This window comes from Bacteroidia bacterium, assembly GCA_027493955.1.
Lineage (GTDB): Bacteria > Bacteroidota > Ignavibacteria > SZUA-365 > SZUA-365 > JAOSJT01.
This window is the reverse complement of sequence record JAOSJT010000001.1, coordinates 3878555-3891131: the sequence shown is the minus strand read 5'-3', so window position 1 is coordinate 3891131 and position 12577 is coordinate 3878555. Positions and strand designations below refer to the sequence as shown.

General features: G+C 51.7%; 11 protein-coding genes. All 11 read right to left on the bottom strand.

Going from position 1 to position 12577, the window contains the following annotated elements; genetic code table 11:
* Nucleotides 1–181: 181 nt before the first annotated feature.
* Nucleotides 182–1558, bottom strand: a complete 1377-nt coding sequence (locus tag M5R41_14855; protein ID MCZ7557675.1) for a sigma-54 dependent transcriptional regulator — start codon at nucleotides 1556–1558, stop codon at nucleotides 182–184.
* Between the two features lie 455 nt (nucleotides 1559–2013).
* The gene (locus M5R41_14850; protein ID MCZ7557674.1) at nucleotides 2014–3552 is read right to left on the bottom strand and encodes a DUF6089 family protein; all 1539 of its coding nucleotides are present in this window, start codon (nucleotides 3550–3552) and stop codon (nucleotides 2014–2016) included.
* A 235-nt stretch (nucleotides 3553–3787) separates the two neighbouring features.
* Nucleotides 3788–4198 carry a hypothetical protein gene (locus tag M5R41_14845; GenBank protein ID MCZ7557673.1) on the bottom strand — a complete coding sequence of 137 codons (411 nt, stop codon included), beginning with the start codon at nucleotides 4196–4198 and terminating at the stop codon, nucleotides 3788–3790.
* 43 nt (nucleotides 4199–4241) lie between these two features.
* Nucleotides 4242–5111, bottom strand: a complete 870-nt coding sequence (locus M5R41_14840) for an FRG domain-containing protein (protein ID MCZ7557672.1) — start codon at nucleotides 5109–5111, stop codon at nucleotides 4242–4244.
* Nucleotides 5112–5123: 12 nt separating this feature from the next.
* Entirely contained in the window at nucleotides 5124–6017 is an 894-nt protein-coding gene (locus tag M5R41_14835) for a hypothetical protein (GenBank protein MCZ7557671.1), read from the bottom strand.
* A gap of 12 nt (nucleotides 6018–6029) precedes the next feature.
* Nucleotides 6030–8267 carry a TonB-dependent receptor gene (locus M5R41_14830; protein ID MCZ7557670.1) on the bottom strand — a complete coding sequence of 746 codons (2238 nt, stop codon included), beginning with the start codon at nucleotides 8265–8267 and terminating at the stop codon, nucleotides 6030–6032.
* A gap of 360 nt (nucleotides 8268–8627) precedes the next feature.
* Entirely contained in the window at nucleotides 8628–8885 is a 258-nt protein-coding gene (locus M5R41_14825) for a hypothetical protein (GenBank protein MCZ7557669.1), read from the bottom strand.
* A gap of 116 nt (nucleotides 8886–9001) precedes the next feature.
* The gene (locus M5R41_14820) at nucleotides 9002–9928 is read right to left on the bottom strand and encodes an LD-carboxypeptidase (protein MCZ7557668.1); all 927 of its coding nucleotides are present in this window, start codon (nucleotides 9926–9928) and stop codon (nucleotides 9002–9004) included.
* The gene (gene dapA / locus M5R41_14815; protein MCZ7557667.1) at nucleotides 9928–10821 is read right to left on the bottom strand and encodes a 4-hydroxy-tetrahydrodipicolinate synthase; all 894 of its coding nucleotides are present in this window, start codon (nucleotides 10819–10821) and stop codon (nucleotides 9928–9930) included. The genes M5R41_14820 and dapA overlap by 1 nt, the downstream gene beginning before the upstream one ends.
* Complete coding sequence (gene dapB, locus M5R41_14810) at nucleotides 10802–11560, bottom strand: 4-hydroxy-tetrahydrodipicolinate reductase (protein MCZ7557666.1); 759 nt, start codon at nucleotides 11558–11560, stop codon at nucleotides 10802–10804. Before dapB ends, dapA begins: the two co-directional genes overlap by 20 nt.
* Nucleotides 11544–12545 (bottom strand): M20/M25/M40 family metallo-hydrolase, encoded by a 1002-nt coding sequence (locus M5R41_14805; GenBank protein MCZ7557665.1) that lies wholly within the window; start codon nucleotides 12543–12545, stop codon nucleotides 11544–11546. Before M5R41_14805 ends, dapB begins: the two co-directional genes overlap by 17 nt.
* Between the last annotated feature and the right edge of the window lie 32 nt (nucleotides 12546–12577).

The following is a 12577-nucleotide window of genomic DNA, read 5'->3' as shown; positions in this document are numbered from 1 at the left end:
CGAGACTCCGTTTCAGGATTCTGAAGTCGACGCACGCTCCAGCCACACGGTGAACGGCAGCTATAAGTTCGGCTTCCGTGTGCGAAAAGGGCAGGTTGATTTGGTGATTCATAAAATCAATACTGCACGGTCAGAGCAAAACAACGCCCTACCGTGCAGTTGACTTCGTTTCGGAAGATAATCAGTACTTGACTTTGTATTTTTCTGCGAGCTTGTAGAGCGTTGAACGGCTGACTCCGAGAGCCCGTGCAGTTTGCGCAAGATTACCTCTTGTGATCTCTATGGCCCGGCGGACAACCTGTTCCTTGATCTTCTCCAAGGGCACGATTTTGTTGTCGTGGAAAATCTTGCCGTCGACCTCGATTTCCATGGATGAATGCTGGAAGGGTTGTGCCACAAGCGGGAGTTCGTTGGCGGAGATAACATCCCCCTCGGCCATAACCACGGCCCGTCGGATTGCGTTTTCCAGTTCACGAACGTTTCCCGGCCACGGGTAACGATAAATCACCTCGATCGCTTCTCTCGAAAATCCGCTGACGGGCAGATTCATTTCCTTCGAGAATTGCTTCAGGAACATCTCCGCCAATTCGATGATGTCCGATCCTCGATCACGCAGCGCAGGCAGGTGAATCGGAAAGCTTGAGAGACGGTAATAGAGATCTTCACGGAAGAGTTTCTTCTTCACGGCATCCTTGAGATTTTTGTTGCTCGCGGAAATGACCCGGGCATTGGTTTTGATCGTGGTATTGCCACCGACCCGTTCAAACTCCTTCGATGCGATGACGCGCAGAATTTTCGCCTGCAATGCCGGACTCATATCACCAATTTCATCCAGGAAAATGGTCCCGCCGTCGGCTTGCTCAAACTTGCCGATTTTTCGTTGCGTCGCACCGGTAAATGCTCCACGCTCATGACCGAACAGTTCGCTTTCGAGCAAATCGGCAGGTATCGCAGCGCAATTAAAAACGACGAACGGACCCCTCTTCCGCTTTCCGGTGAAATGAATCAATCGTGCGACGAGCTCCTTTCCGGTACCACTTTCACCGGAAAGAAGGACGGACATGTCGGTGTCCTTCACACGACCAATCATGCGTTCCACGAGTTGCATTTCCTTGCTGCCTGCGATCATGGTGCCCGTGGACACGGATTCCTCAAGAGCATCCCTCAATCTGGCCAACTCCTTGCTGAGTACCGAAAGTTTTACCGCATTTTTCAGAGTTACCTCGAGATGCGTAAAATCGATTGGTTTGACGAGGAAGTCTGCTGCTCCAAGCTTAATACACTCAACAACAGTGTCAACCGCACCTTCTGCAGACAGCATAATGACCGGTATGTCCGGATTCTGTTTCTTGATTTCTCTCAACACCTCCACGCCATCCTCTTCAGGCAGGAAAATGTCAAGAATGATTGCGTCGGGAGCATCATCAAGTGCTTCTAGCACCGACTCACCGCTGCTAAACGCACGTGTTTTGAATCCCCAGCTTTTACTGATTCTCTGGGAGATCAGACGACGGACTGAATCTTCGTCGTCAACAATAAAAACGAGTGTTTCTGCCATGGTACCATCCGGTTTCAATGAATGAATCAAGATGCGGGAAGAATCCCAGCGACGCGAGATATGGGTCGTGGGAGAACATCAGATGTATATGAAAAGTCTGATCCTAGCAGGAACAAACCGAGGGAAGTTAAGTGAAGATGAAACCGTAACGCGTAATGCATCCGGCAGTACCCTGATCATTCTCACAATGAGGGAGGAGCATAAACGGCAGATGCCTTTGCCGATGCGTGTACTGTGAGACACGAAACAGGTGGAAAATTATATGCCAATACAGCTATCTCAATCTGAAAAGGTGGAGTGATCGCTGTACGTCGCTGTGATCATCGCTTTGCGCTCTCGCGGAGAGAGGCTGAGAAAACATCCAACAGGGACAATCCGACAACGGATTCTGCACAAAGCAGGAGCGCGTAGGATCCGGGCAGTCACCTACCCGGATCCGCAGAACTCTGTTTGCCTTACTGAAGCACCTGGAACTGGATGCGTCTGTTCTTCGCTCTGTTCTCGTCTGAATCGTTCGGAACGAGAGGAGCTGTTTCACCGTAACCGCGTGTGGTCATTCTACCGCCGTCTATTCCGCGTTGGACCAGGTAATCCCGAACGGAATTGGCTCGTGCCTCACTCAATCGTTGATTGGCCCTGTCGTTACCGACATCATCCGTATGGCCCTGAATCTCGACGCGCAACTGGGGATTCGTCCGGAGCGTGTTGAGCGCCTTTGTGAGAGTAGGTTCAGAATCCGGGGTGATTTGTGCTGAATTCGTCTCGAAATTGATTCCTTCGAGCACGATATTTCCGCTCTGTTCCATACGGAGAACATCCGCCACCAGAGGATCGGTACCATCGCGGACTTCCTTTCCATCCTCCGCGCCGTCGTCATCAGTGTCCTTGATCAGCGGATTGGTGCGATAGACGTTCCGTTCGTCGCAGTCGGTCAAACCGTCCCCATCGGTATCGACAACCAGAGCGTTGGTCTTCATGACCAGGACCTCATCACCATCGCTGCAGCCATCGGTATCAGTGTCCTTAAGCAGCGGATTTGTCTTGTAGGTCAGCACTTCTTCACCGTCCAGCAAACCATCGTAATCCGTGTCCCGAAGTGTCGGATCTGTCTTGTGGATATTGACTTCGTCGCCATCGCGAAGTCCATCACCATCGGTATCCGGATTGTTCGGATCGGTATTGTAAATGGAAGTTTCGTCCGCGTCGAGTAATCCATCCCCGTCTGTATCTTTGGGAGCTTCACGCACTGGTGCTTCCGGTTGCATTGCACGGCTTCTGTCACCGAGGTACAGCGTCAATCCGAAATTTATTTTATTGTAGTTGTCGTTGTCTCTCGAGACAAACTTATCCATTGCATCTGTGAAGGTTAGCGTTTTCATGAACTCGGTATAAAAATCCAGTCGCTCAGAGATTGTCCACGTTACACCAACGCCAAGAGGTAACGTCAACGATGACGATTCATCTTCTATGAAGGATCGAAATTTCGCATCGTAAGCGTCATTTGATACGATTTCGGGATCAAAAAGAATGAATCCGAACCCAGCATAAGCATACGGGCGCAAATCATACTCTGGAAACAATTGCATCTGAATTGCTGCCACAAAGTGAAGGAGTTTATCCTTATAGTTAAAGGTGTACCTTTCACGACTCGTGAAGTTTGTTCCATCGAAATCGGATGAAACCGGCGAATACGAAATCCGTCCCAACAGATGCAATGTTGAGAAATCGCCTGCATCTGCAAATCTCCATAGACCATGGACTCCGAATCCCAGATTCCAGTCTGTTGTGGCACCGGGAAAATTATCCCCATCCTGCAAGTCGCCCGCAAAGCGGTTGAGTGACAGTGCAAGCCCGAACCCGAATTTTTGCGGACGACTGTAGTCGTCGTCATACCGCCTTTCACGGTTCTGCGTTTGTGTTTCGCTGTCCTGTTGTGCATTGGAAACGGTAGCGAGCAACACTACAAGGATCACAAGCGGAAATACTTTGAACATGATATTCACCTCAGACGGTCTGTTTTTCGGCAAAGACGCCTCAAATGCCTATTAGGAATGATGGTACGACGTAGCACGTTTCTTACGATCTCTGACGTGCTTTTGCGGTCTCCAGATATCCTGGATGGACAACACTAGCTAGTAATACTACAAAGAACGGACATTTCTGCATAGAATACAAACGAATCCAAGGAATTTTTTCCTCGGATCTATGTGCTGACGCATAGTGTTCTCTTTACCCGCCGCCACCCGAGAGGACCCTCCGGATCTGGTCACGGATATTTTTCTCGACACTGCTTGGAATGGTATCCTGCTCGGCTGAACTTCCGGCTACGTCGGTAATCCCTGCCTCCTGGAGTCTGTGCAGCTCCTCGAGAATCACTTGTAATTGTCGCGTCGCGGCATCCTCCAGGATGGCAAGTTCCGCCAGTCTTTGCCGCACCTGATCGGCGCTCCAGGTGTTTGGATCGCTGTTTGCCGGCACCGTCGGGTATGTCGTCGCGGTCACGACCACAATATCGTGTGCTGGATCCGAAAGGTCCAGATTATTCACCGAGAGCAAACGCTCCTGATCCTGCAGAACACCGATGCTTCGCAAGAGAACGTGGAGCTCATCTTTTCGTACAGCGTAACGGATAAATTTCATCCAAAGTACTATGGTTTGTTATGAAACAACAAGTTATGAAGAACTATTTTGAAAATCCATTCCCGCCGTCGTGCATCAGATCGTTCTCTTCCCTTCGCGGACGCCATCCGGGACTGTAATTGCGCTTCAACCAGGCGCACATGCCATCCAGACCCGGAAAAAGCACCCTCTCGGTGACGTTCGCCTGATCGAGCTTATCACGGATCTCCCACTTCAGCCCGGCGGGAATGATAATTTTTCGCCAAAGCTCGGGGTGTGCAAGCAACCAATCGTCTAACGATAGCCGAGGGCTCGAGAGTACCGAGAACAGCGCGTACTGATTCACAATGCGGTCATCGAGCGACGGTGGTTCAAAAAATGCCACGAACGGATCCATTGACATGGCGTCAAACTCGTCGATGCTTCCCGCTCCGGCGGAAAGCATTTGCAAAGTAAGGGCATTACATCCCTCATTCTCGAGGACGTCTCGCAGAACCGGAGGAAGGAGCTCGTGCGTGCGGACATAGTCGACACACCAGACAACTCCGTCCACATCGAAGCGCTCGAGATTACAGGTGGCAAAGTGCATTGCCACAAACGGGGAGTAGGTCCAGTCCATAAGACGCGTCGGCAGTCCATGATGCTGAGCGACGGCAAGCCAATTCCAGATGAGATCCTTTTCAACGACATTCCGGTGCGCATACTTCTTAAAGTTTCTCACGAGATGCCGCTCGAGTTCCCAGTATTCGCCTCCTAGTCGCATAAGGCTCGTTTTCAGCTCGTACCCCGAATTCGACAACCCCCGAAACACGTAGTTCGAGCGGAATCGGGATAGATCTTCCTTCCATGAGTATGCAAAAAGCGCATCGAGCAGCTCGTTCCACGTCTGAACGTACTGTCCATGCGCCTCCGCTTTGTCCGCATCACTGGTCATAGACCCATGATGCTATTTTTTCCGCTTAAGAACAAACACCTCCCGCGCCACAACACTCGCTGAACCAAACACACCGACACCACCCGAGATATTACTGTATTCCGGACGATACTCGACGGATCTCCCACCCCATTGTGTGGCTTTGAACCAATCGGCAAGCGCCTTGTCCGGGGCCAGGATAGCAACCTCGTTACGTCCGTACCATCGGAATGCAGCCCATACTGTCGGTGCTTGTGTGGTCTGAATGAAACCCCAACGCGTCGATGTGTAAAACTGCGGATCATCGGGGTCCTCGAAAGGTAAATTGTTTGTTCGCTCGTTTGTTTCATCGGTTGGTGTCTGCAGGTACTTGCCGTACCCGAGAGTGTCCAGGACATTCACTCGCACGAGATACTCGGGAACTGACGCCGAGGTCCAGGAGATCCTCAACGAATCCGGACTGAACAGGATCGTCGTATCCTGTGGATACTGAAGCACCTCCCGAGGAGGGATGATCCAGGACATGCGTTTCGGCGTGACGGTGCGGGCGGTCATGACACTTCCGTCACTCGTGCGAACACGAATGGTGTATTCGGTTTCAGGCTTTATCCGCACGCTCGTATCCGGATAAGCATAGGAAGCGACACCATCGCCGATCATGAACTGCAGCGCATAGCTACCTTCAGGCGACTGAATGACGACCTCGGCGGCTCTATCCATCATCGCCGCATAGTCGAACTTCTGCGTGATTGGCTGGGAAATTCCGACAATGACATTCTGAATAGGTTCATCGACGATAAGGTAGACCTCGAGGAACGGTTTCGGATCATAGTCCGTGGGAGGCTGGTCCTCGCAAGCCAATAGAACAAATGCCAGCGGCACGAGAAGCATACTGAGACGCAGAGATGTTCCGGGTTGAATCTTCATGGTTTCTGATGCCTAGAATTGGATTTCGATGGCTACACTTGGCAGGATCGGTAAGAGACGTACATCCTCGACGGTTGTAATTTCTCCGGTCGTATCATAGTACCTGAACCAGATGTCTCTCCGCGAATACACATTGTACACATCAATCAGCAATTTTGTCGGAAGCTTGAACAATGTGGTGTGATAGGTCGCATTCAGATTCAACTGATGAGACGGGGGCAAACGCAGTCCGAAGCGCTCGGCGGGAATGGTGATGCCTTTCCCGAGGTCGGATCCCGGCAGTCTGCTCTCAAGCCGTGATGTCCTTCCGGTGTAGGATTGACCGGTTTGAAAGGTGAACGTCGCACTCGCGTCCCAACGATCATTGAACTTATACTGTGCTACGAGCTTGAAATCATGCCTCCTGTCCCACTTCGGTCTGAAGTAGCGACCTTCGTTCAATGCGTCGAACCGTGTGTTGATCCATCCGAGCGCGTAACCAGCCCACCCAGTGAGTCTGCCAGTTTTTTTCTGCAGAAAGAACTCCACACCGAAGGCCTCGCCTTCTCCATCATAGAAAAAATCCTCGACGGTACGACCTTGTGTCTGAAACTGATTCAACTCGCTTACGTGATACAGGTCCTTATAATACACATCCACATTAAAATCATACCCTTGCATGGGTTGCGTTTCAACGCCAAGCACGTAGTGTATGGCCATGCTTGGCGACACCGTGCTATCCGTCGGAAGCCACGTGTCGAAGAAGCTGAAATCCGGCAGTGATGCGAGTCTGAAATATTGATGGTACATGCCCCATGCCGCTTTGATTGCGACATTGTCCTGTACCTGGTACCGGACTGCAATCCGGGGATCGAGCTTGATGATATTCCTCAAATCATAGTAATTCGCTCTCAGACCGGTCTGCAGGGAGAAGAGGTTCGAGAACTGATAATTGGACTGAAGAAAGAACGAGCCCGTGTGATCTGTCTCTTTGAGGTTGAGCAGACCTCCTTCGGTTGTGCCCGTCGCGGCGGTTGAGTCTGCGTTGCCCGTGAAGTTCTGAAGGTAGCTCAACAGGTACCGGTTGGCTTCGACCCCGCCTTTCAGAGTCCATTCCGGTGAAACGAACCACTCAAGATTCCCCTTCAGGGTCAGATCCTGAATGACGTTTTCTACGTAGGTCTCGAAGCCCGAATTCTCTGTCTGGAAGCTGTTCCTGTACCGACTCCAGCTCATGTTGACGACGGTAAAGAGATTATCACCAAGAATGTGCGTCCAGCGGCCGGAAAGCATCCTGTTGCTTATCCCGAGAATGCCGTTGAAGCCTGCCCGGTTATCGAACTCCATTTTATCTTCGGAGGTAAATCCTGACAGGAACACTTTATTGGCATCACCGAAATCCTGAGAAATCTTCCCGTTCAGGTCGTAAAAATAGTAATCCGGTAATGGCTCCTCATCGGTTTCAATGAGCGAGGTCAGCAAATCAATGTATGTGCGTCTGCCTCCGAGAAACCACGATCCGTCTCCGATAGGCCCTTCAGCCGATACTCTCGTGCTTATGAGCCCAAGGGATGCTGTACCTCCGAATTCTTTCCTGTTGCCATCTTTCTGCACAAGATCGAGCACAGCGGAAAGCCGGCCGCCATATTCCGCAGGGAATCCTCCTTTGATAAGGTCCACATCCTTTATCGCATCTGGATTGAAGGTCGAAAAGAACCCAAAGAGGTGTGTCGGGTTGTAAATCGTGGATCCGTCGAGCAGCACAAGCGTCTGATCCGGTGAGCCTCCGCGGATGTACAATCCGCTTGATATTTGCGACGACGCAAGCACACCAGGCAAGTACTGGATGGAGCGAAAGATGTCCGCTTCACCCCCGATGCGTAGCTGCGTTATCTGTCGTATCGGAATGTTTACTCGGCTTATGGAAATTTGTCGTTTGTCGTCATACCGTTCGCCCTCAACAACGACTTCATCGAGCCGTACGGCTTCCGTTTCCATCTCGATATCGAGTCGTCGCGATTCACGTCGCTTCAATTCCACCGACACTTCAATTTTCTTGTAGCCGATGAAGCTGTAGACCACGGTGTACGAACCTGCCGGGATTTCCGCAAGCGCATAGTACCCGCTCTTATTGGCGACGGTCCCTTGCTTTGTCTGAAGTATCTGGATTGTCGCGCCGACAAGTGTTTCTCCTGTTTCCTTGTCGCGAATAAATCCACTGATCGTTGCGTTATCCGAAATAGTCTCCGGACGCTCACTGCGAGCCACCATCGACCATAACGCCACGATACATACGATTGAGATCACATTTCGAGAGAAATTCATTTTACCCTTCGTTACAGCCATTTTGGTGATAAAGCCTGGAATCGACACCATTCCCATAACAATCGGATCGAACCGATCGTTTCTGTGTACGCAAATGGGGATGAATTGTTGCCCTAGACCTGCGAGGGATGCTGTGAAAAAACGAACGAACCCCGTAATAATGATGACATCACATACTAATCTCCTGAATCACAGCAGACTTCATTCCTCCCCGCACGGCATTCAATCGGGCGCAGCGCATGCGGTTTCTCAGGTCATGGGTCTTCTGGTTGAGGGAATTCGTGTCGCGAAGACGAAGCACCCGAACTATGGAATTTCCAGTGTAACAAGCTTCGAGCGCACGCCTTCGATCAGCGCAACTTTTCGCGCCAGTTCCGCCATGTCTTCTTCTTTCCCATGCAATTCGAGGATCAACAGCCCCGAGTCGGAACAGTGTTCCAGCACACCATCATGTATCCCGAGTCGTGTCTTGATGATGCAGCCCCATGCGGTGAGGATGCGCTGGACTTGTACCGCTGCTTCCTGACGCTTTCCGATGAGTATGAGCAGAACATTTTTTTTCATTTCAGCCTCCTGAACGTGCGTGTTCCTGTTTCAAAGGATCGTGGTGCCTCAGGCCACCTCGCTTCGTTCCCGCCTGATGAGGAAACGCTGCAACAGGCTGGTATACAACGGATGTGCTAGCGAACCACGGGATGGGTAACGACAACGGCGCCATTGCTGGCGTCCATTGCCACCCAGGCTCCCATCGGGAGTGTAATCTTGTCCCGAATGTGACCAAAAGGGATCCCGGTCAGTGTCGGAATATTCAGCGGAAGAATGTACTCTTCCAGCACATCTTCCAGCAACCTGTTGTTGACTGTTTCGGGAATCGCGGTGAAGCTTCCCAGCAGTATTCCCGCCGCAGCTGCAAGCACACCCGAATGCCGAAGCTGCAGCATCATGCGGTCGATTCTGTACACTGCCTCGCCCGTATCTTCGAAGAAGAGTATCGCTCCTTTGCAGCTGGGCAGATACGGTGTTCCGATGAGCGAACAAAACACTGAGAGGTTTCCACCCAATAGTGGACCTTCCGCCTTTCCTGCCCGCATCGTCCGGACGGCTCCCCCCAGTTCAAGCTTTCGTTGCGACTGAACTTCCATCATCATGCTCCAGAACGCGGCCTCCGCTATTGGTGACACCTCATCCGCAAAGTCGGCGGCAACCATGGGCCCGGCGAAACTCATCAGTCCGCTTTTTGCAAATAATGCCATATTCAACGCCGTAATGTCGCTGAAACCGGCGAATATTTTCGGATACCGTCTCGGAATATCCCAATCCAGACCGTCCAACAAACGCGCTGCTCCATATCCACCCCGGGTACAGAGTATGGCGCGGACTTGTTCATCTGCAAACATGGATTCGAGATCCATTCGTCTTGTGCAGTCCGGTCCGGCAAGGTATCCTGTCTTCAGCCCGACACCGCTCCCGAGACAGACCCTGAACCCACGTGACAGGACATACCGAATTCCCCTCGCGATACGTGCGACGTCGTGAGGAGGACTGGCCGGCGATACGATTCCAATGAGATCGCCCTGCCGCAATTGGCGTGGGATGAAGCTTTGCATCACTGTTGAAGTAGATCCAACTCCTGAAGCGCTCCGCGCAATAACGCCGCATTATTCTCTCCCATTCGCGTGAGCGGCAACCGGAATTCCTCGGCCAGAAGCCCCATCATGGACATCGCGGTTTTGACAGGGATGGGATTCGACTCTATGAAATTTATCTCCATTAGCTTCAAATGTCGATAGTGTATCCTTCTTGCACGCGCGTGATCTCCTGCCGTCCATGAGTGCACCATCTCACTGAATTCTCTCGGAACTTCATTCGAGACAACGGAGATGACGCCGTCCATACCGATGGCAAGCTGTGCGAGCACGAGATTGTCGTCGCCGGAGAGAACGGAAAAATGCTCCGGACGGTCGCGAAGTATCTCCATTATTTGGGAAAAATTCGCGCTGGCTTCTTTGGTGCCGATGATGTTGTCGATTTCCGCCAGGCGAAGTTGTGTCTGTGCGGTCATGTTTCCACTTGTTCTCCCCGGTACGTTGTACAGCACTACGCCCAGATCTGTCGACTCGGCGACGCTTCTGAAATGCTGATAATACCCTTCTTGTGTCGGTTTATTGTAATAGGGACCGACAATGAGCACCGCGTCTACGCCACACTCGGTGGCCATGCGCGCATTGCGAATCGTAATCGCCGTCGAGTTCGATCCGGCTCCGGCGATAACCGGGACACGGCCCTCAGCTTCAGATACCACAACTTCCAATATCTGCTGATACTCACTTTCGGTAAGAGTGACACCTTCCCCGGTGGTACCACAGGGGATGAGCATATCGACACCACCTTCGATCTGTCTCTTCACCAATGATCGCATCGTCAGCAGGTCCACGCTTCCATCGGGAGTGAACGGGGTGACGAGTGCCGTACCGACGCCTCTATTTCGCAATGATATCATCGAACATCTCCTCAGCGCTGAATACACCTTGTTTACCAATTATCCATTGAGCAGCGAGAATCGCCCCTTCAACGAAGCCATTTCTGCTTTTTGCCTCGTGTGACACGCACAACGAGTCGATTTCGGAGTCCATCCGAACTTCATGCGTTCCTACAACATGGCCGATCCTTGAGGACGAAATGCACAATTCGTTTTCGCCTACCTTCCTCGGCGGAACCGGATGAAGCAGAACGCTCTTTTTCGGACATTCCTGCATCACAATTTCCGCGAGCGAGAGCGCGGTTCCACTGGGAGCATCCTCTTTGCCACGATGGTGAATTTCGTGAATGGAAATGTCATACTCCTGAAAAACGTGAGCCATTGCTGCTGCAAGGTGCGTCAACCGTTTAAGCATGTGCACTCCAATGGAGAAATTCGACGCTGCTATGAGAGCAGACCCCTTCGAGCGAAACATCCCGGCTATGCGAGGCATCTCTGACGACCATCCTGTCGTTCCGCAGACGACAGGTACGTGCATGTCCGCAAGCGACAACAAATTGCCTACGACTGCGGAAGGATGCGTAAACTCGATACAGACATCTGCATCGGCGGCCTGATCAAGTGTTGCAGTGGCTCCGGGGAGAGACGGATCCACAATAATAGGTTCGGGATACTCTCTTGTGGTCAGGCACGCATGAATCGCTCGTCCCATGCGACCATATCCCACCAGCGCGATACGCGGTTTAGCTCGTGTATTCATGCATCAGTTGATGATACAGTGTGCAGTAAAGATTCACAGCCGTTTCGATTTCTTCGATGCTGATCTTTTCATCAGGTGTATGTGCATCGTGAATAGATCCAGGACCGAGAAGTAAACACCTGCCCACGGATGCAAGATACGGAATATCCGTACCGAAATGTACGGTTTTCGCTTCAAATCCGGGAAGCACGTGCAATCGCTGTGGTTGTGCCGTCGAATGGAACTGAATGTCCGCTTCTCCTCGCACCAGTTCATGCACCTGAGCCTTTCTGAGTTCCGCGTCATCAACGAGCCGATGAATGATTTGCGCCATTGCTTCGGGAGCGAACACGTTCATCGCGGTCCCACCCTGCAGGACACCGATATTCAAGGTCGCATCGCCGAAAAGCGGATCCTGCCCCCAATCATGGTTACGGATTCTCTCGATGATGTCCAATAGCTTATCAATCGCCGAATGACCCATTTCCGGATATGCGGAATGCGCAGCTTTTCCTGTGGTTTTCAGTGTATAGCTCAGGACGCCCTTATGTCCGCGAGCGAGCAAATTATCCGTGGGTTCGCCGACTATTATGAACGGGACACGGAGACCAGTCATCGCGACGGTTTTGGCGCCGATACTGTCTGTCTCCTCACCTACAACGAACAGCAAACCCGGATGTTCACCTTCATCGATCAGGCGTTTTGCGGCAGTGATCATCGATGCAATGATTCCCTTTGTATCGCAGCTCCCACGTCCGTAAATATGGGTTTCATCGCAACGGGGAGGTATGAATGGTGGCACCGTGTCGACGTGTGAACAGAACGCAACCTTCGGATGGGCGGCCAATCCGGCGTACAGATTCCAGCGATGCTCGTCAATATGCTGTCTTTCCGTATCGAGGCCAATGGATTGCAGTATCCCCTCGAGGTATACAAGAATCTTCTCCTCCGATCCGGTGATCGAAGGTATGCCGACGAGTATTTTGGTAAGCTCTGTCGCGTCCATCGAAGTACAATATACCGCTTCGGTAAATAAAA

Excerpts from the sequence above, each read along its gene's own strand:
- M5R41_14830 (MCZ7557670.1), bottom strand. The coding sequence starts at position 8,267 with ATGGTGGCTCGCAGTGAGCGTCCGGAGACTATTTCGGATAACGCAACG.
- M5R41_14825 (MCZ7557669.1), bottom strand. The coding sequence starts at position 8,885 with ATGAAAAAAAATGTTCTGCTCATACTCATCGGAAAGCGTCAGGAAGCA.
- M5R41_14855 (MCZ7557675.1), bottom strand. The coding sequence starts at position 1,558 with ATGGCAGAAACACTCGTTTTTATTGTTGACGACGAAGATTCAGTCCGT.
- M5R41_14820 (MCZ7557668.1), bottom strand. The coding sequence starts at position 9,928 with ATGCAAAGCTTCATCCCACGCCAATTGCGGCAGGGCGATCTCATTGGA.
- M5R41_14850 (MCZ7557674.1), bottom strand. The coding sequence starts at position 3,552 with ATGTTCAAAGTATTTCCGCTTGTGATCCTTGTAGTGTTGCTCGCTACC.
- M5R41_14805 (MCZ7557665.1), bottom strand. The coding sequence starts at position 12,545 with ATGGACGCGACAGAGCTTACCAAAATACTCGTCGGCATACCTTCGATC.
- M5R41_14835 (MCZ7557671.1), bottom strand. The coding sequence starts at position 6,017 with ATGAAGATTCAACCCGGAACATCTCTGCGTCTCAGTATGCTTCTCGTG.
- M5R41_14845 (MCZ7557673.1), bottom strand. The coding sequence starts at position 4,198 with ATGAAATTTATCCGTTACGCTGTACGAAAAGATGAGCTCCACGTTCTC.
- dapA (MCZ7557667.1), bottom strand. The coding sequence starts at position 10,821 with ATGATATCATTGCGAAATAGAGGCGTCGGTACGGCACTCGTCACCCCG.
- dapB (MCZ7557666.1), bottom strand. The coding sequence starts at position 11,560 with ATGAATACACGAGCTAAACCGCGTATCGCGCTGGTGGGATATGGTCGC.
- M5R41_14840 (MCZ7557672.1), bottom strand. The coding sequence starts at position 5,111 with ATGACCAGTGATGCGGACAAAGCGGAGGCGCATGGACAGTACGTTCAG.